24 protein-coding genes and 2 tRNA genes are annotated in these 23,180 nt (G+C 62.4%); 13 read left to right on the plus strand and 13 right to left on the minus strand.

Features of this window, described 5'->3' with window-relative positions; translation table 11 throughout:
- Window positions 1–48: 48 nt before the first annotated feature.
- Window positions 49–1,077: an amino acid ABC transporter substrate-binding protein gene (locus NKI29_RS12600; RefSeq protein ID WP_023677635.1), complete on the minus strand. Its 1,029-nt coding sequence runs from the start codon at window positions 1,075–1,077 to the stop codon at window positions 49–51.
- Between the two features lie 427 nt (window positions 1,078–1,504).
- On the opposite strand from NKI29_RS12600, the gene NKI29_RS12605 reads away from it, so the two are divergent.
- The 4 genes from NKI29_RS12605 (at window position 1,505) to NKI29_RS12620 (ending at window position 4,554) form a co-directional block, all read left to right on the plus strand.
- Window positions 1,505–2,674 carry a cystathionine beta-lyase gene (locus NKI29_RS12605; RefSeq protein ID WP_352569727.1) on the plus strand — a complete coding sequence of 390 codons (1,170 nt, stop codon included), beginning with the start codon at window positions 1,505–1,507 and terminating at the stop codon, window positions 2,672–2,674.
- Window positions 2,675–2,927: 253 nt separating this feature from the next.
- A complete protein-coding gene (locus tag NKI29_RS12610; protein ID WP_023677637.1) occupies window positions 2,928–3,599 on the plus strand; it encodes an RNA polymerase sigma factor in 672 nt (223 codons plus the stop codon).
- Window positions 3,600–3,703: 104 nt separating this feature from the next.
- Window positions 3,704–4,228: a DUF4142 domain-containing protein gene (locus NKI29_RS12615; protein WP_023677638.1), complete on the plus strand. Its 525-nt coding sequence runs from the start codon at window positions 3,704–3,706 to the stop codon at window positions 4,226–4,228.
- Between the two features lie 14 nt (window positions 4,229–4,242).
- Complete coding sequence (locus NKI29_RS12620; RefSeq protein WP_352569824.1) at window positions 4,243–4,554, plus strand: cupredoxin domain-containing protein; 312 nt, start codon at window positions 4,243–4,245, stop codon at window positions 4,552–4,554.
- A gap of 105 nt (window positions 4,555–4,659) precedes the next feature.
- On the opposite strand, the gene NKI29_RS12625 is transcribed toward NKI29_RS12620, so the two are convergent.
- The 3 genes from NKI29_RS12625 to NKI29_RS12635 form a co-directional block, all read right to left on the minus strand.
- Window positions 4,660–5,880 (minus strand): anion transporter, encoded by a 1,221-nt coding sequence (locus NKI29_RS12625; protein WP_352569726.1) that lies wholly within the window; start codon window positions 5,878–5,880, stop codon window positions 4,660–4,662.
- A 59-nt stretch (window positions 5,881–5,939) separates the two neighbouring features.
- Window positions 5,940–6,016: transfer RNA gene (locus NKI29_RS12630), tRNA-Arg, on the minus strand.
- A 60-nt stretch (window positions 6,017–6,076) separates the two neighbouring features.
- A complete protein-coding gene (locus NKI29_RS12635) occupies window positions 6,077–6,382 on the minus strand; it encodes an ETC complex I subunit (protein ID WP_023677641.1) in 306 nt (101 codons plus the stop codon).
- A gap of 160 nt (window positions 6,383–6,542) precedes the next feature.
- On the opposite strand from NKI29_RS12635, the gene NKI29_RS12640 reads away from it, so the two are divergent.
- A tRNA-Pro gene (locus NKI29_RS12640) sits at window positions 6,543–6,619 on the plus strand.
- 123 nt (window positions 6,620–6,742) lie between these two features.
- On the opposite strand, the gene NKI29_RS12645 is transcribed toward NKI29_RS12640, so the two are convergent.
- Complete coding sequence (locus NKI29_RS12645; RefSeq protein ID WP_352569725.1) at window positions 6,743–7,570, minus strand: alpha/beta fold hydrolase; 828 nt, start codon at window positions 7,568–7,570, stop codon at window positions 6,743–6,745.
- A gap of 131 nt (window positions 7,571–7,701) precedes the next feature.
- Between NKI29_RS12645 and NKI29_RS12650 the strand changes: the two genes are divergently transcribed.
- Entirely contained in the window at window positions 7,702–8,730 is a 1,029-nt protein-coding gene (locus tag NKI29_RS12650) for a GlxA family transcriptional regulator (RefSeq protein ID WP_352569724.1), read from the plus strand.
- 441 nt (window positions 8,731–9,171) lie between these two features.
- Here the strand turns inward: NKI29_RS12650 and hdaA are convergent, their stop codons facing one another.
- From hdaA to NKI29_RS12665, 3 genes are read right to left on the minus strand one after another with little or no spacing between them, the layout of a single operon-like run.
- Complete coding sequence (gene hdaA, locus NKI29_RS12655; protein WP_352569823.1) at window positions 9,172–9,873, minus strand: DnaA regulatory inactivator HdaA; 702 nt, start codon at window positions 9,871–9,873, stop codon at window positions 9,172–9,174.
- Between the two features lie 5 nt (window positions 9,874–9,878).
- On the minus strand, window positions 9,879–11,105 hold the full coding sequence (locus NKI29_RS12660) for an AI-2E family transporter (protein WP_352569723.1): 1,227 nt from the start codon (window positions 11,103–11,105) through the stop codon (window positions 9,879–9,881).
- Window positions 11,077–11,634, minus strand: a complete 558-nt coding sequence (locus NKI29_RS12665; protein ID WP_023677645.1) for a CDP-alcohol phosphatidyltransferase family protein — start codon at window positions 11,632–11,634, stop codon at window positions 11,077–11,079. Before NKI29_RS12665 ends, NKI29_RS12660 begins: the two co-directional genes overlap by 29 nt.
- 200 nt (window positions 11,635–11,834) lie before the next feature.
- Here NKI29_RS12665 and NKI29_RS12670 point away from each other — a divergent pair, with 200 nt between their 5' ends.
- The 7 genes from NKI29_RS12670 to NKI29_RS12700 all read left to right on the plus strand — a co-directional run bounded on the left by NKI29_RS12670 (window position 11,835) and on the right by NKI29_RS12700 (window position 16,580).
- Entirely contained in the window at window positions 11,835–12,485 is a 651-nt protein-coding gene (locus NKI29_RS12670; protein WP_352796378.1) for a glutathione S-transferase family protein, read from the plus strand.
- Between the two features lie 133 nt (window positions 12,486–12,618).
- Window positions 12,619–13,251, plus strand: a complete 633-nt coding sequence (locus NKI29_RS12675; RefSeq protein ID WP_352569720.1) for a hypothetical protein — start codon at window positions 12,619–12,621, stop codon at window positions 13,249–13,251.
- 135 nt (window positions 13,252–13,386) lie between these two features.
- The gene (locus NKI29_RS12680) at window positions 13,387–13,794 is read left to right on the plus strand and encodes a hypothetical protein (RefSeq protein WP_352569719.1); all 408 of its coding nucleotides are present in this window, start codon (window positions 13,387–13,389) and stop codon (window positions 13,792–13,794) included.
- Between the two features lie 109 nt (window positions 13,795–13,903).
- Window positions 13,904–14,968, plus strand: coding sequence for a phosphoribosylformylglycinamidine cyclo-ligase (purM, locus tag NKI29_RS12685; protein ID WP_352472623.1), 1,065 nt, complete (start codon window positions 13,904–13,906; stop codon window positions 14,966–14,968).
- Window positions 14,965–15,672, plus strand: a complete 708-nt coding sequence (gene purN / locus NKI29_RS12690; protein ID WP_352457663.1) for a phosphoribosylglycinamide formyltransferase — start codon at window positions 14,965–14,967, stop codon at window positions 15,670–15,672. The genes purM and purN overlap by 4 nt, the downstream gene beginning before the upstream one ends.
- A 50-nt stretch (window positions 15,673–15,722) precedes the next feature.
- Window positions 15,723–16,055 carry a hypothetical protein gene (locus NKI29_RS12695; RefSeq protein WP_352569718.1) on the plus strand — a complete coding sequence of 111 codons (333 nt, stop codon included), beginning with the start codon at window positions 15,723–15,725 and terminating at the stop codon, window positions 16,053–16,055.
- Between the two features lie 9 nt (window positions 16,056–16,064).
- Entirely contained in the window at window positions 16,065–16,580 is a 516-nt protein-coding gene (locus NKI29_RS12700) for a SixA phosphatase family protein (protein ID WP_352569716.1), read from the plus strand.
- Between the two features lie 110 nt (window positions 16,581–16,690).
- On the opposite strand, the gene NKI29_RS12705 is transcribed toward NKI29_RS12700, so the two are convergent.
- From NKI29_RS12705 to NKI29_RS12725, 5 genes are all read right to left on the minus strand, one after another.
- Entirely contained in the window at window positions 16,691–16,963 is a 273-nt protein-coding gene (locus NKI29_RS12705; protein ID WP_352452971.1) for a DUF680 domain-containing protein, read from the minus strand.
- A gap of 276 nt (window positions 16,964–17,239) precedes the next feature.
- Window positions 17,240–17,476, minus strand: a complete 237-nt coding sequence (locus NKI29_RS12710) for a DUF680 domain-containing protein (RefSeq protein ID WP_352452970.1) — start codon at window positions 17,474–17,476, stop codon at window positions 17,240–17,242.
- Window positions 17,477–17,853: 377 nt separating this feature from the next.
- Window positions 17,854–20,076 carry a cation:proton antiporter domain-containing protein gene (locus NKI29_RS12715; RefSeq protein WP_502896684.1) on the minus strand — a complete coding sequence of 741 codons (2,223 nt, stop codon included), beginning with the start codon at window positions 20,074–20,076 and terminating at the stop codon, window positions 17,854–17,856.
- Window positions 20,077–20,246: 170 nt separating this feature from the next.
- A complete protein-coding gene (locus NKI29_RS12720) occupies window positions 20,247–20,945 on the minus strand; it encodes a DUF2270 domain-containing protein (RefSeq protein ID WP_352569713.1) in 699 nt (232 codons plus the stop codon).
- A 56-nt stretch (window positions 20,946–21,001) separates the two neighbouring features.
- The gene (locus tag NKI29_RS12725) at window positions 21,002–23,110 is read right to left on the minus strand and encodes a molybdopterin-containing oxidoreductase family protein (protein ID WP_352569712.1); all 2,109 of its coding nucleotides are present in this window, start codon (window positions 23,108–23,110) and stop codon (window positions 21,002–21,004) included.
- Between the last annotated feature and the right edge of the window lie 70 nt (window positions 23,111–23,180).

A 23,180-nucleotide genomic window follows, 5' to 3' on the forward strand; every position in this document is an offset into this window, starting at 1 on the left:
AAAGAGAGACCGGAAGGCAGACGATCTGCCTTCCGGATCCATTTTCGATCAGCGGATCGGCGGAGCGTACTGCAGGCCACCCTTGGTCCACAGCGCGTTGATGCCGCGGGCGATCTTCAGCGGGCTGCCGGAGCCGACATTGCGTTCGAACATCTCGCCGTAATTGCCGACGGCCTTGACGATGTTGACGACCCAGTCGTTGGAGACACCTAGATCGGTGCCGATCTTGGTGTCGGCTTCCTGGCCGAGCACGCGCTTGATCTCGGGATTGTCCGAGTTCTTCATCTCGTCGACATTGGCCTGGGTGATGCCCAGTTCCTCGGCGTTGAGCAGCGCGAAATAGGTCCACTTGACGATGTGGTACCACTGGTCGTCACCCTGGCGCACGGCCGGCCCAAGCGGCTCCTTGGAGATGATCTCGGGCAACACGACGTGGTCGGCCGGCGAGCTGAGCGTCAGGCGAATGCCGTAGAGACCCGACTGGTCGGTGGTGTAGACGTCGCAGCGGCCGGCGTCATATGCGGCGTTGACCTCATCCAGCTTTTCGAAAACGACGGGGTTGTACTCCATCTTGTTCGACTTGAAATAGTCGGCAAGGTTGAGCTCGGTCGTGGTGCCGCTCTGCACACACACCGCCGCGCCCGAAAGCTGCAGTGCCGAATTCACGCCCGGAAGCTTCTTGGCGTTGATCATGAAGCCCTGACCGTCATAATAGGTGACGCCGACGAAGTTCAGGCCAAGCGCCGTATCGCGGTTGATGGTCCAGGTGGTGTTGCGCGACAGGATGTCGACCTCGCCCGACTGCAGCGCGGTGAACCGCTCCTTGGCGCTGAGCGGCGTGAACTTGACTTTGGTGCCATCGCCGAAGACGGCGGCCGCCACGGCGCGGCAGAAATCCACATCGATGCCTTTCCATTCACCCTTGTCGTCAGGCGCCGCGAAGCCAGCAAGACCCGTATTGGTGCCGCACTGGATGAAGCCTTTCGCCTTGACATCGTCGAGCGTGCTCGCCGATGCGGCCGAAGCCGCGAATCCAAACGCGGCGGCGCCCAAAAGGCCGATTGCAATGTGTTTCATGACCCACTGACCCTTTTCTGTTTTTTCCAGGCGAACCTGATTTTTTCCCGTGTGAACGCAGCTAAGTATCCCGGCCCGTTACCGGAATCCCGCATCGTCACCGACGCGCTGCCTCCCATTCACGAACAACATCGAAGGCGATTATTCCTGTGAGGTCAAGGGAAATGACCAAATCCGAAAGACTTTGAAAACCAACCGCCTGAAATGCCTGAAATTGCAGACAAACGCGCTCGCAAATTGGTCAGCGCGCCAATAAAGCCGGCAAAGTCCGACCGTGAGTTGCCAAGCGCACTTGGCAGCCTTCCCGCGGATCCACGGCTCGTTGCTGAATTGGCATATTCAAGACCTTGGCCTGGCGGGTGCGGTGCGGTTGCGCGGCCAATGCCGCCGCACTATGGCTAACGACCAACCCATGGGACGAAAAGCAATGGCAAAAGACGACAGCGAGATGGGCGTCAACACGCGGCTCGCCCATTCCGGCAACAACCCGCATGACTATTTCGGCTTCGTCAATCCGCCGGTGGTGCATGCCTCGACCGTGCTCTATCCCAATGCGGCGGCGATGGCTTCACGCAGCCAGAGATACACCTACGGCACGCGCGGCACGCCGACCACCGATGCGCTGAACAGCGCGATCGATGCGCTGGAAGGTTCGGCAGGCACGGTCGCGGTACCGTCCGGCCTGGCGGCGGTGACGCTGCCGCTGCTCGCATTCCTGTCGGCCGGCGATCATCTGCTGATCGTCGATTCCGTTTATCATCCGACCCGCAACTTCGCCGACACGATGCTGAAGCGGCTGGGCATCGAGGTCGAGTATTACGAACCGCGCATCGGCGCCGGCATCGCGGCGCTGATCAAGCCCAACACCAAGGTGGTGTTCACCGAATCGCCGGCCTCCAACACTTTCGAGGTGCAGGACATACCGGCCATCGCCAAGGCAGCGCATGCCGCCGGCGCCATCGTCATGATGGACAACACCTGGGCGACGCCGCTCTACTTTCGCCCCCTCGACCATGGCGTCGACATCTCGATCCACGCGGCGACGAAATACCCGGCCGGCCATTCCGACGTGCTGCTCGGCACGGTGTCGGCCAATGCGGACTGCTGGAAGCAGCTTTTCGAGACGTTCAACACGATGGGCTGCTGCGCCGGGCCTGACGACGTCTACCAGGTGCTGCGCGGCCTGCGCACGATGGGCGTGCGGCTGGAGCATCATCAAAAGAGCGCGCTTTCCCTCGCCGGCTGGCTGGAGGGTCAGCCGGGCGTAGCGCAGGTGCTGCATCCGGGGCTGCCCAGTCATCCCGACCACGCCATATGGAAGCGCGATTTTTGCGGATCGAGCGGCATCTTCTCGATCGTTCTCGCGGGCGGCGGACAGAAGCAGCAGCACGCCTTCCTCGACGCGTTGAAGTTTTTCGGCCTCGGCTATTCCTGGGGCGGCTATGAGAGCCTTGCCGTGCCGGTATTCCTTGGCGACCGCACCATCGCCAAGGGCCCGTATGACGGGCCGCTGGTGCGCCTGCAGATCGGGCTCGAGGATGTAGGGGATTTGAAGGCCGACCTGGCGCGCGGGCTGGCGGCGGCCGCTGGGGCCTGAGCCAGCACCTTTTCAAACTGAGTCAGAAAATCGGCGTAACAGCCTGGAAAAATTGCGATCCTGAGCGATATCATGGCGACCGATCGGGCGATGATACGGCTCTACAAAATAGAGGCGGCGGTGTGGTGAAGGCGGTAGAATAGCCTCTGCCAGTCCTTGACACGGATTGAGGCTGGCCGGCGGGATCAGTCGGGAACCTTTTGTCGGCCGATGCATCCAATGTCGCGATGAGAAGCCTATCAGGAGATCGGCTATGCCTGCTGCGTTGACGGCAACGCCCGCCGCTTCGGGCGACATGCAGCTTGTCGGCCGCGCGCTGGCACGTGATGGCGATGCGTTCCGCACCATCATCAAGACGCACAACCAAAGGCTCTACCGCATCGCCCGAGGCGTCGTGCGTAACGACAGCGAGGCCGAGGACATCGTCCAGGAGGCCTATGTCAGCGCCTTTGCCCATCTCGAGGCCTTTCGCGGCGATGCCTCGCTCGCCACGTGGCTATCGCGTATCGTCATCAACGAAGCGCTCGGCCGCTTGCGCAAAAGGCGGCGAATGGTAGCGATGCCTGAAAACCCGCAAGCCGAAATCATCCGGTTTCCCCTCAACCCGAGCGACGATCCGGAGCGGACGATGGCGCAACGGCAGATCCTTGAGCTTGTCGAACGGGCAACCGACAGTCTTCCCGATGTCTACCGGATGGTGTTCGTGGCGCGCGTCATCGAGGGATTGAGCATCGAGGAAACCGCCGAACTGCTTGGCGTGCGACCAGAAACCATCAAGACCCGGCTGCACCGCGCCCGCGCGCTGGTGCGCAAGGCGCTGGACGACCAGATCGGCCCGGTGCTGCTCGACGCCTTTCCCTTCGCGGGCCGGCGCTGCGAACGGCTGACCAATGCCGTGATGCAGCGGCTTGGTCTTTCCGGATAGGCCGCGCCGATTTTCGCGGGAACGTTTGGCGGCGACCTGCATCCAATGAGCATCACTGAAAACGAAGCCCGATGCAGTTCCGCGTCGGGGCGAAGGAGAGCATCATGTTTATTCGATCGACCACGGCACTGGCCGCAGTTTTCCTGCTTAGCGCAGCGCCCTTGTCGCAAGCTGCCGACAAACCGACCGATCCGCAGATCGCACATATCGCCTACACAGCGGGCGTGCTTGACGTCGAGGCGGCCAAGCAGGCGCTGAAGAAATCGAAGAACAAGGAGGTCGTGGATTTCGCCAAGGACATGGTGCGAGATCACGAGGCGGTCAACAAACAGGCTCTCGACCTGGTCAAGAAGCTCAAGGTCACGCCTGAGGATAATCCGACCAGCAAGGCGCTGACCAAGGCAGCGGCCGAAGAACGTGCCAAGCTTGCCAAGCTCAAGGGCGCGGCGTTCGACAAGGCCTATGTCGCCAGCGAGGTGGCCTACCACAAGCAGGTCAATGGCGCGCTCGAAACACTGCTGATTCCGTCGGCCAGCAATGCCGAGCTGAAAAGCCTGCTGGAAACCGGCCTGAAAATATTCCAGGGCCACGAACAGCACGCCGAACACGTCGCCGGCATGCTGAAGTGAGGATTGGGCCGATGATGTCGAGGCGGCATCTGTGGGTTGCGCTGGCATTGGCCATGGTTGCCGCGCCGGCCAAGGCCGAAACCATCGAGGTGACGATCGAGAAGCTTGTGTTTTCGCCGGCAAAGATCGAGGCGAAGGTCGGCGACACGATCAGGTGGGTAAACAAGGACGTGTTCGCCCACACGGCAACCGTCAACGGCGCCTGGGAAGTGATGATCCCGCCGAAGAAGGCGGCGAGCCTGACGGTGAAGAAGGCGGAATCGGTCGATTATTTCTGCCGCTTCCATCCCAACATGAGAGGCCATCTGACGGTGACATCGCCCTGACTGGCTGATGCATGTCGCGCAAAAGTGTGCAGCGGTTTTGCGATAACGACATGCATAAACAACAGCCCAATGCGTGTCGCATGAGGCCGTCGAATGCGACGCGCTTTAGGCCGCCAGCCATGCCGTCCCTACAAGAAGCGTGACCAGCGTCAACGGCAGGCCGACCTTGAAGAAGGCGATGAAGCCCAGCGGTTTGCCGGAGACCCGCGCGTGCTCGGCAACGATCAGATTGGCGACCGAGCCGAGCAGCGTGAAATTGCCGGCCAGCGTCGAGCTCATGGCGACGACTAGCCAGGCCCGCTCGGGGTTTTCCAGTCCGGGCACGAACGGCTTCAGCGCCAGCACGGCCGGGACATTGCTCATGATGTTGGACAGCACTGCGGTGAAGCCGGACAGCCGCCAGACATCATTCAGCCCGAGGTCCTTTGCCGAGGCGACGATGTCGGGCGTCAGCAGCGTCTTCTCCGCCCCGGCGACGACGATGAACAGCCCGGCGAACATGAACAGCAGCGGCCCATCGATCTCGCGATAGATGCGCTCAGGTTTGATGGCGCGGGTCAAAAGAAGAATGGCGCCGCCGATCAGCGCTGCCTTGGCGACTGGAACGCCGGCGAAGAAGGCGATCGCCAAACCGACACAGACGACCACCGCCTTCACCACCTGCCCCGGCAGCATGCGGCCGCGATAGACTTCGGGGCTGAGCTCGGCCTTGCGCGAAAATTCGGCGCGGTAGACGATGCGGATGATGACGATGACGGCGACGAGGCCGAACGCCGCGACCGGCGCCAGCGCCGCCGAGAAGGCCGGATAGGAAATCCCCGACAGCGCGCCGATGACCATGTTCTGCGGATTGCCGGTGATGGTGGCGACGCTGCCGCAATTGGACGCCGTGGCGGTGGCGATCAGATAGGGAACCGGATTGCGGTTGATGACGCGGGTGACATGGACGACGATCGGCGCCATGACCAGGCAGATGGCGTCGTTGACCAGGAACGCCGACAGGACGCCGGTCAACAGCGTCACCATCACCAGCAGCATGAACGGCGCATGCGCATGCTCGATGGCGAACCCGCCGAGCGCGCGAAAGGCGCCCGACACTTTCAGATGCGCCACGACGATCATCATGCCGAGCAGAAGCGTGATGGTGTCGAAGCTGATGGCGCGGTAGGCGTCCTCCATGTCGAGCGCGCCGATGGCGATCATCGCCGCACCGCCGAGCAGCGCGATCCCTGCCCGGTCGAGGCGCAGCCCGGGTATCCTGCCGATTGCGACGCCGGCATAGGTCAGGACAAGGATCAGCAATGCCGCCGCGCCCATCGCTGTCATGTGTTGGAAATCCTGTGCGACTGGCGAGTGAACCTGTCCGGAATGGACATTGAAAATATTGGCGATCCCGACAGGATTCGAACCTGTGACCATCGGCTTAGAAGGCCGGTGCTCTATCCAGCTGAGCTACGGGACCGCTGGCCGGCCGCACGACCGGCTGATTTGTTCTTGGCGCCGGCACGGGCCGGCATGGCCGTCAATGCGTCCAGGGCGTCCTGCGGTCATAGCGGAAATTCTCCGCATAAGAAATCTGGCGGCGCTTGATTTCCTTCGGCTCCTCGACGCGAAAAGCGAGCCCTTCCTTCTCGGCATAGGCCACCGCCTCTTCCCTGGTGTCGAAGGTCAGCCTGATCTGGCTTCGCATGTCGCCGGACGTGGTGTAGCCCATCAGCGGATCGATCTTCTTGCGCTGCTCCGGATCGAATTCCAGCACCCAATAGCCGGTCTTGGCCTTGCCGGACTGCATCGCGGTTTTGGCTGGGCTGAAAATGCGGGCTGACATGACCACCTCATTGCTGGTTGCAAGCACACGACCCCGAGACCACATTACTGTTCTCTGGCCATGCACTAGCCCGTCATTACTGCGCAATGCCGTCGGCAGCAAGGCCGATGGCTTTTTACGCTTGCTTTGGCGGGCTGAAATCACTAGGCAACAGACCGTTCGGAGTGTAGCGCAGCCTGGTAGCGCATCTGGTTTGGGACCAGAGGGTCGGGAGTTCGAATCTCTCCACTCCGACCATTCACCAAGCGAATCTCGTCGGCAGCGCAAGTGGATCACGCTCAAGCGTGTCTCCGTCGCCGGTCATGTTTAAGCGACGGACGGACAGCACGAGCCCGCGCTGCCCGTCCGACATGTAAGCCGTCAGCCCTGGATGAAGGCCAGCAGATCCGGATTGATGATCTCCGGGTGGGTGGTGCACATGCCGTGCGGAAGGCCCTTGTAGACCTTGAGCGTGCCGTGCTTCACCAGCCTGGCCGCAAGCAGCGCGGAATCGGCGATCGGTACGATCTGGTCGTCGTCGCCATGCATGATCAGGACGGGAACCTCGATGTTCTTGAGGTCGTCGGTGAAATCGGTCTCCGAGAACGCCTTGATGCAGTCGTAATGGGCCTTGGCTCCGCCCATCATGCCCTGGCGCCACCAATTGTCGACGGCGCCTTGCGAGACCTTGGCGCCCTCGCGGTTGAAGCCATAGAACGGGCCGGCCGGCACGTCCCTGTAGAACTGGGCGCGGTTAGCGGCCAGGGCGGCACGAAAACCGTCGAAGACTTCAATCGGCAAGCCGCCGGGATTGCTGTCGGTCTTGACCATAATCGGCGGCACGGCGCCGATCAGCACCGCCTTGGCAACACGGCCGCCGCCGCCATAGAGCGCGACGTAACGCGCCACCTCGCCGCCACCGGTCGAGTGGCCGATGTGGATCGCACCCCTGAGATCGAGATGCGCCGCCAGCGCCGCAACATCGGCGGCGTAGGTGTCCATGTCGTTGCCGGTCGCGGTCTGCGACGAGCGGCCGTGGCCGCGGCGGTCATGTGCGATGACGCGGTAGCCCTTTTCGAGGAAGAACAGCATCTGGTTGTCCCAGTCGTCTGAGCTCAGCGGCCAGCCGTGATGGAACACGATCGGCTGGCCCTTGCCCCAATCCTTGTAGAAAATCTCGGTGCCGTCATGGGTGGTGAATGTGCTCATGGTTCTACTCCTTGATGAAAAAGTCGGGGGGTAACAGGGAAGCTTTTAGCCCCCTTCAGCTGGACAAATTATAACAGTGCGGTCAGGGTGAGCATTGGCAAAACGGACATTCAACGTGGCAAAACTGACAAATGACGGCGGCGCGTGATCTGATCGAAATCGGCCTTGTCTTGTATCCCGGTGTGCAGGAAGCAGCCGTGCTCGGCCTGACCGATCTTTTCATGCTGGCAAACCGGCTGGCTGTCGAGCGGTCGCCCGAGGCGGCGAGGCTTCGCGTCAGTCATTGGCAATTGGAGGACGCGGGCCACACCGTAGTCCGCACCTTCGACAGCGACCCCGGCGCCGACAATGAACCAGCCATGGTTATCCTCCCGCCGACCTTGGGAGATCCGATCGCTCGGGAAGCAGCCGCGCCCTATGCCGGCTGGCTCAGGGATCGCCACACGGCAGGCGCGACGCTCGGTTCGGTCTGTGCCGGCGCTTTCGTGCTTGCCGAAACCGGCCTGTTGTCCGGCCGTGCGGCGACGACGCACTGGGCTTATCGCGACGCGCTGGCGCTACGCTTTCCCGACATCCTGCTCGACGCCGACAGGCTGGTCATCGACGATGGCGACATCATCACCGCGGGCGGCTACATGGCCTGGACCGATCTCGGCCTGAAGCTGGTGGACAGGGTGCTCGGGTCAGCCGTCATGATGGACACGGCGCGTTTCATGCTGGTCGACCCGCCGGGCCGCGAGCAACGTTTTTACAGTCCGTTTGCGCCGCGGCTGACCCACGGCGACGAAGCGATTCTCAAGGTGCAGCACTGGCTGCAGGCGAACGGCGCGCGCGATGTGACGCTTGGCGCCATGGCCGATCACGCCGGGCTGGAGGAGCGGACTTTTTTGCGGCGCTTCCGCAACGCCACCGGCCTCAAGCCGACCGAATATTGCCAGCACCTGCGGGTCGGCAAGGCGCGCGAGATGCTGGAAACCACGATACGAGCGATCGACCAGATCGCCTGGGAGGTCGGCTATGACGATCCCGGCTCCTTCCGCAAGGTATTCGCCAGGATAACCGGCCTCGTGCCTGGCGATTACCGCCGGCGCTTTGGCGTGGAACAAGCGGCGCTTGGGGGAGACGATCGGTCTGAAACGGTAGCGAGGCTAGAGCAATGACGGACCGACCAATCGCGACCTGCGATGAGTGCGGCAGCACATATTTTTCCGACAGCAGCGCAATGGCCAGTCTATGTGCCGAATGCGCATCTCTGCTCTATGGATATCCAAACTGCGAACATAATTTCGAAAGCGGCCGATGCACGGCCTGCGGGTGGGACGGCTCTCGATCAAAATACGTCGCCGATATTATTTCCAGGCAAGACCGACAGCGTTGAGAATATCGCTATCAGCTGGCGAGAAAATCACACTTCAAGGCGACTGGTCGGATCGCCGCATATGGCAAGCTCGCCGGGAAGAGAACCCCAACCACCCATCTCCCGGCGAGCCTACTACCTGATTTGATACGCAATCAGGACCGGGATTAGCCGGCAAGCTCTTTGCTGCAAGACAGATGCCAGCTTTTGTTCCCGAAATGGGACAGTGGCGGAACTGGAATCGTCAAATCTCGAACTCGCCCTGCCCTTCGTCCATGGCGCTGACCGTCTCGGCTGCCAGGGCGCGGGTGATCGGCGTCTTGCGCTCGAGCGCGGTGCGGTCGAGCCGTTCGACCACCCGCATGGCAGTGGCCAGCGAGCGCTCGATGCGGCGCACCAGATATTGCACGACATGCGGCTCGACCTCGACCTGGCGGTCGGCGAACAGCTTTGTGATGACGCCGGCCAGCAGAAGATCGTCGGGTTCGTGGATCTCGACGGTAGCCGCCGCCTTCAGCCGCGACGCCAGGTCGGGCAGCCTGACGCCCCAGGCGGACGGGAAGCGCCGCGCCGTCAACAGCAAGCTCGAGCCGGCGCCGCGCACCGCGTTGATCAGGTGGAAGAGGCCGTGCTCATCGATCGGTTCGGCATCGATATCGTCGATCAGGGCCGGATGCGCACCGAGGTTTTCGATGCAGTCGCCGATGCGGCCGGCCTCCACTTTCACGGCGTCGGCGCGGGTCCGCCAAATCGAGGCCAGATGGGTTTTTCCCGAGCCGGCCGGCCCGGCCAGCACGACAACCGGCGACGGCCAGTCCGGCCAGCGGTCGACAAGCGCCGCCGCCTGGCTGTTGGTGCTGGAGACGACGAGCTCGTCGCGCGAATAGCCGGTGCCGTGGCCTAGATCGAGCGGCAATTGACGCGGCGGATCGATCTTGTCCGGCATCTGGCTCAACCGCGCGCGCCCCCGCGGCGCCGCACCTGCAGCGGCGGCACCGGCTCGTCGGCATGGCCCTTGTAGAGCGGCGATTCGAGATAGCGGGCGATGGCGAAACGCACCAGAACGGCAACGGCGGCGGAAGCCGGCACGGCAATCAGCAGGCCGACGAAGCCGAACAGCGCGCCGAAGGCAAACAGCGCAAACATCAGCCACACCGGATGCAGACCGACGCTTTTGCCGACCAACCGCGGCTGCAGGATATTGCCCTCGATGAACTGCCCGACGAAGAACACGCCGGCCACCGCCGCGATCATGGTCCAGTCCGGCCAGAACTGGACGAAGGCGACGCCGACGGCCAGCACCAGGCCGGTCAGCGAGCCGACATAGGGGATGAACGAGATCAGCCCGGCAAACAGGCCGATGAGGATGCCGAAATTCAGGCCCGTCAACGTCAGGCCGGTGGCATACATGGCGCCCAGCACCAGGCACAGCGTGCCCTGTCCGCGCACGAAGCCGGCGGTTGCCGTATTGATGTCCCTGGCGATCGCCCTGACGGTCTTGACATAGTCGCGCGGCACCCAGCTGTCGACGATTGCCACCATGCGGTCCCAGTCGAGCAGCATGTAGAAGGCGACGACCGGCGTCACCACGAACAGGCTGACCACCGAGACCAGCGCCACGCCGGAGCTCCAGATCGAGGTGAAGACGGTGGTCAGGAGGCCGAAGCCGGAGGTCAGCAGCGAGTTCAAGCCTTCACGCAGACCGTTGGCGTCGACGCCGAATTTTTCTTCCAGCCATTTCGGGTCGAAGCTGGTGATCAGGCCCTGCAGCCGGGTCAGATAGTCCGGCAGCTTGCTGGCGAAATCAGCCATCTGCGAGGCGAGCACCGGAACCAGGATGACGACGGCCAGCACCAGGACGACGATAAAGGCGATGAGGATGACCACCGTCGCCATCAGCCTGGACAGGCCGAGGCGCTCCAGCCGGTCGGCCACAGGATCGAGGAAATAGGCGAGCACCATGCCGGCAACGAAGGGCAGAAGGATGCCGCTGAAGACATAAAGGAAGACGGCGAGGATGATGGCGCTGACCAGCCAGAAGCGGATCTGGCGGCGAAACGACGCCGATGCCGCAGCCTCCGCTGCCGCGGCTTCGGCCTCGGCGTCGATGGACCGTTCGTCAGGTGCCCGGTGGTCAGGTGCCCCGTGTTCAGGTGCCGGGTGTGGAGCCTTCGCCATAGCCGCTCATATGCCTCAGCCAAGCCACGAGATAGGCCGCGGCCGAAGCCACGGTCAAGACCCCGGACAGCAATATGAGGGCCGGCCTCAGCGGATCGAGACGGATGTCGAAGGCGAGTTCGCCCAACACCACTGCCGCCAGCACGATCTGGATCGCGGTGTTGGCCTTCGACACCAGGAGCGGCTTCATCTCGACCGGATGCGCCATGACGGTGGATAAAAGCACGGCGCAGACGATCAGTGCGTCGCGCGACACCATGGTAACGACCAGCCACAGCGGCAGTTCGCCGCTGAAGCCCAGGACCACGAAAACCGAGACCAGCAGCAGCTTGTCGGCCATCGGATCGAGATAGGCGCCGAGCCTGGAAAACTGGTTGAAATGACGGGCGATGAAGCCGTCGACGCCGTCGGAAATGCCGGCAATGAGGAAGCCGGCAAAGGCCCAGTCCCAGCGTTCCTGCAGCATGGCCAGCACCACGGCCGGCACCAGCACGAAGCGCATGATCGTGATCATGTTGGGGATGGTCAAACGCATATCCCGTCGCTCTTGTTTGTCGATACATGATGGAGATGGAGGGTTACGGCAAGTGAGAAGCGACACAGAAGCTGCCAATCTCCCCACGAGGGCGCCAGCAATGAAATAGGTCAAGACCGATGTCGATTTCGGGGAGGCTCATTCGTCTCACGATAGGAAGCCGAGGAAATTTGCCCAGCAAGGAAACGGACGCGATGACAATCACTATCACAGCATTTGAACGATCGCCCGATGGCGGCAAGGGACTGGCGCGCGATACGCGCGTTCGCTGGGCGCTCGAAGAAGTGGGGCAGCCGTATGAGGTTCGTCTTGTTTCCTTCGCAGAAATGAAGGCGCCTGGCCATCTGGCCATCCATCCCTTCGGCCAGATCCCCACCTATGAGGAAGGTTCTCTCTCGCTGTTCGAAACCGGCTCGATCGTCTTTCACCTTGCTGAGCAGCATGCGGGATTGCCGCCGAAGGATCGCAATGCCCGCGCGCGTGCGATCACGTGGATGTTTGCCGCACTTAACACCGTCGAGCCGACGATCCTCGAATTAACGACGGCAAGAATATTCGAACGTGACAAGCCTTGGAGCGAGGAGCGCTTGCCGTTGGTAAAGGACCGTGTTCGCGCTCGGCTGGACAAACTCTCGGCCCACTTGGGCGTCGCCGACTGGCTCGATGATACGTTCAGCGCAGGCGATTTATTGATGGTATCGGTGCTGCTGCGACTAAGAATGTCAGGCATTTTGGACGAATATCAACACTTGGCTGCCTATGTAGCGCGCGGGGAAGCTCGGCCGGCTTATATCCGGGCTTTCGCCGCGCAATTTGCAATCAACGCAGAGGGGCGTGAAGAATAGCCAGCGTTGAACTAACCAAATGGAAGCGAGCCCGAAGCGCGCTATCCTTTGGCCGTTAGGAAACAAGGCGCGCTTTGGATGGACTAATAGGCCGCTAGCAAGGCACGATGCGCAACAGAGAGGGAGTGGAACCTTGTCTTTGGCCGTTGGCGAAGTGCGTAAGTATCTCGATACGTTCATGACGGGACATGGCTTTCGCCGCATCCGGAAAGGCGTCTTCGAAGTCGACCGGAGCGACGATATCAGCCTGATTCTCGAAGAGGCCTTTACTGCAAGCCATGGCGATGTTCATTTGAACATGCTCGTTTACCTGGACTTTCTTACCGTCAGGCCGTTGCTTGAAAGGCTGTACGGCAAAAAATGGATCTGGCCCGGACTGTCGCAGTTTCATCCTGAAACGATATTTAACAATGAGCTGAAAGCTTATGCTCGTTACTTTGAGCACCTTGACCAGACGAGCATAGATAGGTTGCTGGGGAAATATGTCGAGCTGGCGCGACGGATCAGGGCTCAGAACCCGGACCTCGCCAGTTACGTCGCCGGACATAGCGAGTTGCTCGACAAACCTTACGAATTCACACAGCCCTTCGCAGTTCGAATCCTCGCGCTGATTGCCTGCGAAATCGAACTTGGGCACTACGAGCGGGTTAAGCAGGCTGTGCACTGGATTCGAACGAACAATGGCGGAATAGCGCTGAGCGGCTACGCCAAGGCACAACTCGACCGCGTCGACATGGTTCTGGCGGAACGAGAGGGGCGTCCATAAGGGGGGCAGCTTGGGCGACTGTCCACTCCTTTGTCGAGCCAAGACCGTCTGATCCCGCCGTCATCCTTGCGAGGTGCGGCCGTTCATGCGAAGAGCCCGTGAAGCGACAGCCTATTTCCCCACTGCTGAATGACGATGGCGCAGAGAATCACAATCGCTTGGCGAGTAACGCTTTGTTATCTGGCCGGACTGACGGAAAGTCTTTTGGTCTTCGCATTTTTCGGAGCCTCGCACCGCAACGTGGCAGCGCAGGATCTTCTTTCGACCTTCGCTCTTTATCTGGCCGTAGGCGTGGTCGTCTCTTGGCCCCTCTGGCTGACCGCCGCTGTCGTCGCGTTCGTTTTCTCAAGGTCAGTCGCTGCAAAGCCAGGTCTGTGGACTGCCGCGGCGGCTTTGATCGCCGCCGGCTTCTCGTATGGGACCCTGCCCTTCGACGGTGAGATCAGGTCTCTTGCCACCGTCGGAGGCCTCGCCGCAATTCTGGCAGGGATTTCTTTTTACTGTTGGAGTGTATCACGCCCGGTTCCGCCGTTATCCAACTGAAACACCATCATCACGCGCTTGCCTTGCGGGGCAAAACCGTTCATGCGAAGAGCCCGCAAGCGAATGAAACCAGCGACAGGCAAGCGCAACAGATGAGCAGGCGCCGGAAATGAGCAAGCGCAAGAACGGGCTCACCTATGCCGAAGCGGGCGTCGACATCGATGCCGGCAACCTCATGGTCGAGAAGATCAAGCCGCTGGTGCGCGCCACCCGCCGGCCGGGCGCCGATGGCGAGATCGGCGGCTTCGGCGGCCTGTTCGACCTCAAGGCCGCCGGCTTCACCGATCCGGTGCTGGTGGCCGCCAATGACGGCGTCGGCACCAAGCTGAAGATCGCCATCGATGCCGGCAAGCACGATACGATCGGCATCGACCTCGTCGCCATGTGCGTCAACGACATCGTCGTGCAAGGCGCCGAGCCGCTGTTCTTCCTCGACTATTTCGCCACCGGCAAGCTCGATCCCGACCAGGGTGCTTCGATCGTCGGCGGTATCGCTGCCGGCTGCCGGCAGGCCGGCTGCGCGCTGATCGGCGGCGAGACGGCGGAAATGCCCGGCATGTATCACGACAAGGATTACGACCTTGCCGGCTTTGCCGTCGGTGCCGCCGAACGCGGCCAGCTGCTGCCGACCGACGACATCGTCGAAGGCGACGTGCTGCTCGGCCTCGCCTCGTCGGGCCTGCATTCGAACGGCTTTTCGCTGGTCCGCCGCATCGTCGCCGTAAGCGGCCTTGGCTGGGGCGATCCGGCGCCGTTCAATGACGAGGCGACGCTGGCCGAGGCGCTGCTCGAGCCGACGCGCATCTACGTCAAGTCGATCCTCAAGGCGATCCGCAACACGCATGGCATCAAGGCGCTAGCCCATATCACCGGCGGCGGCTTTCCCGAAAATATCCCGCGCGTTCTGCCCAAGGATTTTTCGGCCGAGCTCGATCTCGGCGCCATCGAGGTGCCGCCGGTGTTTTCGTGGCTGGCCAAGACCGGCGGCGTCGCGCCGGAAGAGATGATGCGGACCTTCAATTGCGGCATCGGCATGATCCTGGTCGTCGCCTCCGGCCAGGCGGCGCAGGTCGCTGCCGTTCTGCAGGAGGCCGGCGAGACGGTGACGCCGATCGGCCAGATCGTGCCGCGCCGCGATGCCGGCGTCATCTATCGGGGCTCGATTGGCCTATGACCAGGAAACGGACGGTCGTACTGATCTCGGGGCGCGGCTCCAACATGACGGCGCTGGTTGCGGCGGCGAGCAACCCGGCCTATCCGGCCGAGATCGTCGGCGTCATCTCCGACCGCGCCAATGCCGCCGGCCTTGGCATCGCCGCGGCGCGCGGCATCGCCACCAGAGTGATTTCGCGCTCCGACTATGCCAGCAAGCAAGCGCATGACGAGGCGATCGATGCGGCCCTCTTGTCGTTCGGCGCCGAGATCGTCGCGCTGGCCGGCTATATGCGCATCCTCGGCGCGCGCTTCGTAGAGAAGTGGCAGGGCCGCATGATCAATATCCACCCTGCCCTGCTGCCTGCCTTCAAGGGGCTGGATACGCATGCGCGGGCGCTGCGCGCAGGCATGCGCATCCATGGCTGCACGGTGCATTTCGTCACGCTCGACATGGATGACGGGCCGATCATCGCCCAGGCCGCCGTGCCGGTGATGGTCGGCGACAATGAGGATACGCTGGCCGCGCGCGTGCTCAAGGCCGAGCACCAGCTCTATCCGCTGGCGCTGGGCCTAGTCGCCGAAGGCAAGGCGCGGATGGAAGGCGGCCGCACGGTGTTTTCGCGCTTCGCCGACGATGCCGACAACGCCACGTCGGTGGTGATCGCGCCCGACCCGCTGCGCGAAGAGACCGATCTCGAGCACCTGGCGCGGATCACGCCGTGAGGGTCCGCAGAAACGGCCAATAAATCGCCGGGGAATGACAGAATAGATCAATGGACGTTTTCGACAGCGCGATCCGGACAAAGCGTGATCTCGCCGGCGTCTTCGAGTACGACGAGGCGGACGATCCGAAAAGTGCCACGGCATATTTTTATCTCTGTCGGATCGAGGACGGACGAGTAGGTCCCGTCGTCGGTGCAATTCACCTTCGATCGGGCGATTGGGCCATCACTGAAGCAGACATTTTGGTCAGATGGGATAAAGATGAACGGCATGTAGGCCTGTTCATCTTTGGTGCGCTTTGGGCGAGTTTTGATACCGCCATGGGCACAAAACATGGCGGCGGCTATGGGAAAGACTTTCAGCCGGACATCTCTTGGACTTGAATTGAATCCATGAAGCAACTGCTGCTCCTGCGTCACGCCAAGTCGAGTTGGGACGATCCCGACCTCATCGACTTCGACCGGCCGCTGTCCGCGCGCGGGCTGAAGGCAGCACCACTGGTCGGGCGCGAACTGGCCCGGCGCGGCTGGCTGCCGGAGTTGGCGCTGGTGTCGCCGGCACTGCGCACCCGCGACACATGGCGGCTGGTCTCGGCGGAATTGCCGGCGAAGGTGCAGGCCAAATCTGCCCAGGCGCTTTACGAGGCAGCAGCGGCGGACATCCTCGCCAAGGTGCGGCAAGTGAAGGCGGGGACCGGAACGCTGCTGGTGCTTGGCCACAATCCCGGGTTGGAGGAGTTCGCGCGCGGTCTTGCCGGGGCTGGATCTGATGAAGCGGCGCTGAAAAAACTGGCGGAAAAATTCCCGACCGCGGCCCTGGCTCGGTTCGACGTCGATGGCGATTGGGCCGGTCTCACCTTCGGCAGCGCCCGGCTGACGCACTGCATTTGGCCGAAGGATCTTCGCTAGGGACTGCCTGACAGGCCGGGGGATCGCCGACCTTTCGGCCAAACCCGGCTTCGCACAAACAAAAGCGGCGGGCCAAGCCCGCCGCTCTTCGTGCTCCGGGGTTTGAGGAACTATCGGCCCCAGTTGCCCCGGCCAGATTGGGGCACTACGGGTTGATCAGTGCCGAACCGGGTCGTCGCCTCGGTGTCGACGGCGTTGTGCTCGGCCGTCAGCGGCTTGCGGATGGAACCGGTAAACCCGCTGTCGATGGTGCCGACAGGCGCGTTGCCAACAGGCGCGGCCGGCTGGTTGACGCCGTCCGAACCATAGTGATCACTGCCTGCAAAGGCGCTGCCCGTGGCGACGAGGACGATGGTGGCGACGGTAAGAGCAATCTTGGTCATTTCAGGTACTCCAGTGTACTGGTCATTCGTGAGTTGTCGTTGCTTTCGACGCATTCGAGATGAGAGCGCTGTCCGCGCCGACGAATACGCACCCGGCTTTTTCCGATGTGCACGTTGCTGGACGATTTCAGCAACCGAGATTGTGGCTACAGATGAAACCTGCAGATCAACGTATTCGATTGGCGCAGGATGCTATTCGGCGCACACGCCCGTTGATACGCGAAAGCAAGAGTAGCGGGCCAAGCCCGCCGCTCTTTGTGTTGCGGGCCGTGATAATCAGCGGCCCCAGATGCCTTGGCCGGATTCAGGCGCCACCGACTCGGAGGTTATCTTGGCACCGGTACGCTCGGAAGTAACTGGCTTGCGGATCGAACCGGTGAAGGTGTTGTCGACGTTGGCAGCAGCAGCAGCGGCCGGCTGGTTGACGTTGTCCGAGCCATAATGGTCGCTGCCGGCAAAAGCAGTGCCGGTGGCAACGAGGATGGCGGCGGCGGTAAGAGCGAGCTTGGTCATTTCGGGTACTCCGGTAGTTCTTTAGTCTGTCCGTCAAGTGGCGTGCCTCGGGAGGAATTCGCGTCGCTCGGACCACCCCGAGATGGGTCGGCAAGCCTGTCGTTTCCAATCACGAAAATTTTGTACGGGTGCGCCAAATTGGCCGCTTGAAATTCGACATGCAGCTCCTTGCGCCACAATGTTCTTATTTCTTTTCAACTAGTTATGGGTCAGTGGTGATTTGCCGCGCGAACATTCTTTGAGCCGGCGTTCACCCTTTCCTGTACTCTCTGTCAACAGAACCAAACCGTTCGTTTCGAGTTCTTTTACGTTTGGCTGATCAGCGCTTTCAGAGGCTCGATCGACATTCCTGCCGACGGATCAATGCGCCGTGAAATTCACGCTGCCAGCTCAGCGCCAGCGGCGTCGTGCTTGGGCCGCGCGCTGGCCAGAAGCACGACGGGGCAGTTGCAGGCGGCTAAAACAGCGCCGGCGGTTTCACCGAAGAACAGGTCCTCACCCGGACGTTGGGTGACGCCCATTACAACGATCGCCGCGCCTTTGGCCGCCTCCCGGGTGATCGCCTTGTCGGGTGTGACGCGGGTATGGAACGCTGTGTCGATATGCAGGCCGTAGCGGCCCGCCAGGTCGGCGATGTCTTTCAGGACGGCCTCTTCGCGGCTATGCGACACCGATGTCGACCTGCGGCCCTTGGCTGCCTTTTGCGAGACGTAAAGTATCTTGACCCGCGCCCGGTTTGGACGGGCCAGCGCCAGCGCCAAGTCGGCGGCGCGACGCGCCACCTGGGTACCGTTGACGGGGACGAGAATGCTGGTGCCGGCCCTCAGCGTCGGCATCTTTTCGCCAGCATTGCCGCCGTTCAGGACCAGGCAAAGCGGGCCGTCAAATCCTGCGGCAATGTCGTTGAGGGCCGGCGCGAAGGCGCCATCGGCGGTCAGCACATTGTCCAGGCCGACCAGCAACAGGCCGTATCCCTTGCGGGCCTCTTCGGCGATCGTCTCACCCGTGGCCTCCAATTCGGTGCGGGCCGTCAGGTGGACTTTGTCGACAAGCGTATCTTCGATCCGTTTCACCGCCCGGGCGCTCTTTTTTGCACCCTTCTTGATTTCCTGCAGGGCGCGCTCCTGTCCCTTGCTGTCGGTCGGCCTGTCAACTCGGCCGTCTTTCGGCTGAAGCAAGGTGGTGGGCAGGCGAAGCAAGGTGGTGGGCATGCCGCTGCCTCCGCCGACCAGTCCGGCGAGATATGCAGTGAACTTGCCGATCCTGCTGTCGTCGACCAGCACCAGCAGCCGCTCCAGCCTGGAAATGAAGCCGTATTCGTCCAACGCCTCGCGCTCGACACGCTGCTGCTCGTCGTGCCCAACCGGCAGCCGGCCGAGCGCCCAGCGCAGCATCGGCGGCATGGCCAAGGTGGTGATCACGGCCATGGTGACGATCATGGTGAAGAGATTGTGCGACAGGATGTTCATCGACAGGCCGATGCTGGCGACGATCACCTCGGTCGAGCCGCGCGCGTTCATGGCACTGCCGACGGCGATTGCTTCCTTGAACGACATGGCGGCGAGCTTGGCGCCGATGAAGGCGCCGCCAAACTTGCCGATGCTGGCGATGACCACGAGAGCGCCCGTCAGCATGGCAAGCGTCGGATCGGCAAGAACTGTGAGATCGGCGGAAAGCCCCGCCATGCCGAAGAAGATCGGCATGAACAGCGCGGTGATGACGCCGCGAAGCTGGCCTTCGATATGGCTGGAGAGGATGGGCGATTCCCCGACCAGGATGCCGGCGACGAACGCCCCCAGCACGGTATGGACGCCTATCAAATTGGTGATCAGCGCCATCGCTCCCATGATGATGAGGATCATGGTGATCACCGCAAACTCGCTGCGGAATTGATCGTTGGTCCAGCGGATCAAGGTGAAGACAAGACGGCGGCCAATGGTGAAGGAGAACACCATGAACAGTGCCACCGCGGCGATGGTGGTCACCAGCGGCGCGAACTGTAGCTTGCCATTGGTGGCGATGCCGAAGGTTACGGCGATGACCAGCCAGCCGATCGTGTCCTCGATGATTGCCGAGGAAATAATCACCTGTCCGAGGTTGCGGCGCATGAAGTTCATCTCGCGCACCACCATGGCGACGACCTTGACCGACGAGATCGACAGCGCGGTGCCCAGGAACAGCCCGGCGACGGTGCGCTGCGTCGGGTCAGCCAGCAATGCGTCCGGCAGGAATTGCGCCAGCGCGAAACCGAAGATGAAGGGCACCACGACGCCGGTCGCCGAAATGGAAAAACAGGCCGCGCCAACCCGGCGCACCAGCCGCAGGTCGGTCTCCATGCCGGTCAGCAAAAGCAGCATCAGGATGCCGAGCTGCGAGACGGCGTCGATCATGCCCTTTTGCGCAGGATCACTGGGAAAGATCAGGTGCTGGGCCGACGGCCACAGCCAGCCGAACAGCGAAGGACCGAGCAGGATGCCGCCGATCAGTTGGCCCATGATTGCCGGCTGGCCATAACGCTGCAGCACTTCGCCCAGGCCGCGCCCAACAAGCAGCAGAAGCACGATCTCGGCGACGAAAGCGCCTTCGCCCGAACCACCCATGCCGGAGGCCCGGGTACCGGCAACGAGCGTCTCCGCTGCCCAGGCCGCGCCCGCGGGGACGAAAGCGCAAACCAGCAGTGTCAGGCTGGAACGTGTCGGAGCCTGCCAAGCCATGAAACCCCCATCGCCCAATGCACGTGTCCAACAACGCGCGACAGGGCGTTGCGTTGCTAGACGTGGACGTCACCGAAGGAGAGTTCGCCGTCGTCGCTCTCTGTCAGAAAGGCTGTCACCAGCAGGCCTGCATAGAGGACGGCGACCAGCACGACGATGGCGCCACCAGGAACGGGACCCAGGGCAGCACTGGTGACGGCCTCACGCATCGACCCGACGAAGCCGATGCGGACGCCTTCGGCCAGAAGACTGGGGGTCGACAGTTTGAGGATCCAGGCCAGCAGCAGAATCAGCAGCATGTAAATGTAATTGCGACGCAGGCGGCGCGCCAAAGCCACGCGTTGCGAAATCAGGAATTTCGGCGCGCGCAGGCTCTCGCCGACGATCAACAGCCAATCGGACGCGAAGTCCGGCTGCGGCGAGAATATCTGCGCGAAATAGTGCCGTTCGAACTGGCGCACGCGAGCCCGATAGAAGTCGAAGAAGCGATATCGGCGGGCCTCTATCCACAGCAGCAGCAGAACAAGCAGCATGGCAAACAGCAGCACGCCATGGTGAGCGCTGGCTGTCGAAAGCGAAACGGACAGCATGGCTGCGACAACGGTTATCGCCCAGTTGCTCGTCCGGTCCAGGCGGTCGCGCCACCCAGCCATGCGCGCAATCTCGGCGCGATGAAAGTGGGACATCGTGGTTACGAGTTCGCCGGACGACAGTGTCCTTCCGATGGGATCCGGCGCCGGCAACACTTCTGCCATGACAATGCCTCCACCCGCCACGCGAAAACGGCCGGATGGAGATATCGTTCCGACGCTCAATCCGCCGGGCGCAGCCAGACCTTGTTGTCGTGGAAGGCGGCGCCGCCATAGGGCGCCGGCGCATCGGCGCCGGTCAGCACGTTGATGCCCTCGCCGCGCTCATGGGCGCTGTTCGGCCAGATGCCTTCGGCGACGACCACGCCGCGCTTGATGCCGTCGAACAGTTTTGCGTGCAGCACCACTTCGCCACGCTGGTTGCCGACTTCGACACGGCCGCCGTCGGCGACGCCGAGTGCCGCCGCATCATCGGGATGCAAGAGCAGCTCCGGCCGGCGCTCTTTTGCCTGCGATACCGGCGTTTCGGCAAAGGTCGAATTGAGGAAATTGCGCGCCGGCGAGGTGGTCAGCCGGAACGGGTGCGCCGCGTCCGCCACCTCGATCAGGTCGACGTGATCGGGAAATTCCGGCAGCCGCTGCACAGGCCCGAAGAGGCCCATGCTTTTCGGCGGCCGGTTGGGCGCTGCCTGCCCGGTCCAGTTGGCGCGGAAATGGAACTTCTTGTCGGCATGGCCGAAGCCAGTGATGAAATGCGCGGCCTCGAAATCCGGCTGCAGGTCGACCCATTTGTCTTCCTTCAGACTGTCGAAACTGCCCAGCCCGCGCTTGCCCAGGATGATGTCGATGTGCTGCTGTTCTGTCAGGCCGAAGCCCGGCATGTTGGCAACGCCGAGGCGCTTGCCCAACTCCTCGACAACGAAATGGTTGGTGCGCGGGCCTTCCGGCGGCTCGATCAGCTTCGGCCCCAGCGTGATGTGCTGGTTGCCGCCACCCTTGTAGACGTCGTCATGCTCGAGAAACATCGTCGCCGGCAGCACCACATCGGCGAGCTTGGCGGTGTCGGTCATGAACTGCTCGTGCACGCAGGAAAACAGATCGTCGCGCAGAAAACCTTGCTTCACCAGCCGCTGCTCCGGCGCGACATTCACCGGATTGGTGTTCTGGATCAGCAGCGCCGTCACCGGCGGGCCGCCATAGAGCGCATCCTCAGCCCCGGTCAGCACCGGGCCGATGCGCGAATGATCGAGATGACGGATCGAGGGATCGCGCATCCGTGTGCCTTCGAGCAGTTCCTGGTTGAGCTTGAAGATGCCCGAATTGGAATGGAAGGCGCCGCCGCCCTCATATTGCCAGCAGCCGGTAACCGCAGCGATCGAGGCCGCGGCATGCATGTTGACCGAACCGTTGCGCTGCCGCGAAAAGCCGTAGCCGAGGCGGAAGTAAGTCTTCTTCGTCGTGCCGACGAGCCGGGCGAAGGTCTCGATTTCGTCGACGGAAAGCCCGGTGATGTCTGCCGCCCATTGCGGCGTCCGCGTCTTGAGATGCGCTTCCAGACCGTGCGGATCGTCGGTGTATTGTTCCAGATAGGCGCGGTCGGCCATGTCGTCACGGAACAGCACGTGCATCACCGCGCAGGCCAGCGCGCCGTCGGTGCCGGGCTTCAGCACCAGGCCGAGATCGGCCTGCTTCATCGTTGCATTTTCGTAGACGTCGATGACGACGATCTTGGCGCCGCGTTCCTTGCGCGCCTTGATGGCGTGGGTCATGACGTTGACCTGCGTGACCACGGCGTTGGTGCCCCAGATCACCACGCAGTCGGACTTCGCCATTTCGCGCGGGTCGGGGCCGCGCAGCGCGCCGGCGCCCATCATCCAGCCGGTCCAGGCCAGATTGGTGCAGATCGAACCGAAGAAGCCGGAATATTTTTTGGCGTGCCTGAGCCGCTCGATGCCGTCGCGCTGCACCAGACCCATCGTGCCGGCATAGTAATAGGGCCAGACCGTCTCCGAGCCATATTTTGCCTCCGCCGCGATGAACTTTTCGGCGACGAGATCAAGCGCCGCCTCCCAGCTGGATTCCTTCCAGGTGCCCTCGCCCTTGGCGCCGGCACGGACCAGCGGCTTCAGCAGGCGGTCGGGATGATGGACGCGGTCGGCATAGCGGGCGACCTTGGCGCAGATGACGCCGGCCGTATAGCTGTTGGCCTTGGCGCCATGGACGCGGCCGATGCGCCTGGCGTCGAGCAGCTCGACCTCGAGCGCGCAGGTCGACGGACAATCATGCGGACAGGCCGAATGGCCGATTTTGAGCTTGGCATGCTGATTCATGGGGTCAAACTAGCTGCTTTGGACAACCAGGTGTAGGGCCAGATGACGAGCCAATCCCCCCCAAGTGGGG

Origin of the sequence: Mesorhizobium sp. M0678 (genome assembly GCF_040320505.1) — a bacterium.
Classification (GTDB): domain Bacteria; phylum Pseudomonadota; class Alphaproteobacteria; order Rhizobiales; family Rhizobiaceae; genus Mesorhizobium.

Bases quoted from the DNA above. Each gene is read 5' to 3' on its own strand.
- NKI29_RS12600 (WP_023677635.1), bottom strand. From the start codon at position 1,077: ATGAAACACATTGCAATCGGCCTTTTGGGCGCCGCCGCGTTTGGATTC.
- NKI29_RS12605 (WP_352569727.1), top strand. From the start codon at position 1,505: ATGGCAAAAGACGACAGCGAGATGGGCGTCAACACGCGGCTCGCCCAT.
- NKI29_RS12610 (WP_023677637.1), top strand. From the start codon at position 2,928: ATGCCTGCTGCGTTGACGGCAACGCCCGCCGCTTCGGGCGACATGCAG.
- NKI29_RS12615 (WP_023677638.1), top strand. From the start codon at position 3,704: ATGTTTATTCGATCGACCACGGCACTGGCCGCAGTTTTCCTGCTTAGC.
- NKI29_RS12620 (WP_352569824.1), top strand. From the start codon at position 4,243: ATGTCGAGGCGGCATCTGTGGGTTGCGCTGGCATTGGCCATGGTTGCC.
- NKI29_RS12625 (WP_352569726.1), bottom strand. From the start codon at position 5,880: ATGACAGCGATGGGCGCGGCGGCATTGCTGATCCTTGTCCTGACCTAT.
- NKI29_RS12635 (WP_023677641.1), bottom strand. From the start codon at position 6,382: ATGTCAGCCCGCATTTTCAGCCCAGCCAAAACCGCGATGCAGTCCGGC.
- NKI29_RS12645 (WP_352569725.1), bottom strand. From the start codon at position 7,570: ATGAGCACATTCACCACCCATGACGGCACCGAGATTTTCTACAAGGAT.
- NKI29_RS12650 (WP_352569724.1), top strand. From the start codon at position 7,702: ATGACGGCGGCGCGTGATCTGATCGAAATCGGCCTTGTCTTGTATCCC.
- hdaA (WP_352569823.1), bottom strand. From the start codon at position 9,873: ATGCCGGACAAGATCGATCCGCCGCGTCAATTGCCGCTCGATCTAGGC.
- NKI29_RS12660 (WP_352569723.1), bottom strand. From the start codon at position 11,105: ATGGCGAAGGCTCCACACCCGGCACCTGAACACGGGGCACCTGACCAC.
- NKI29_RS12670 (WP_352796378.1), top strand. From the start codon at position 11,835: ATGACAATCACTATCACAGCATTTGAACGATCGCCCGATGGCGGCAAG.
- NKI29_RS12680 (WP_352569719.1), top strand. From the start codon at position 13,387: ATGGCGCAGAGAATCACAATCGCTTGGCGAGTAACGCTTTGTTATCTG.
- purM (WP_352472623.1), top strand. From the start codon at position 13,904: ATGAGCAAGCGCAAGAACGGGCTCACCTATGCCGAAGCGGGCGTCGAC.
- purN (WP_352457663.1), top strand. From the start codon at position 14,965: ATGACCAGGAAACGGACGGTCGTACTGATCTCGGGGCGCGGCTCCAAC.
- NKI29_RS12695 (WP_352569718.1), top strand. From the start codon at position 15,723: ATGGACGTTTTCGACAGCGCGATCCGGACAAAGCGTGATCTCGCCGGC.
- NKI29_RS12700 (WP_352569716.1), top strand. From the start codon at position 16,065: ATGAAGCAACTGCTGCTCCTGCGTCACGCCAAGTCGAGTTGGGACGAT.
- NKI29_RS12705 (WP_352452971.1), bottom strand. From the start codon at position 16,963: ATGACCAAGATTGCTCTTACCGTCGCCACCATCGTCCTCGTCGCCACG.
- NKI29_RS12710 (WP_352452970.1), bottom strand. From the start codon at position 17,476: ATGACCAAGCTCGCTCTTACCGCCGCCGCCATCCTCGTTGCCACCGGC.
- NKI29_RS12715 (WP_502896684.1), bottom strand. From the start codon at position 20,076: ATGGGTGGTTCGGGCGAAGGCGCTTTCGTCGCCGAGATCGTGCTTCTG.
- NKI29_RS12720 (WP_352569713.1), bottom strand. From the start codon at position 20,945: ATGGCAGAAGTGTTGCCGGCGCCGGATCCCATCGGAAGGACACTGTCG.
- NKI29_RS12725 (WP_352569712.1), bottom strand. From the start codon at position 23,110: ATGAATCAGCATGCCAAGCTCAAAATCGGCCATTCGGCCTGTCCGCAT.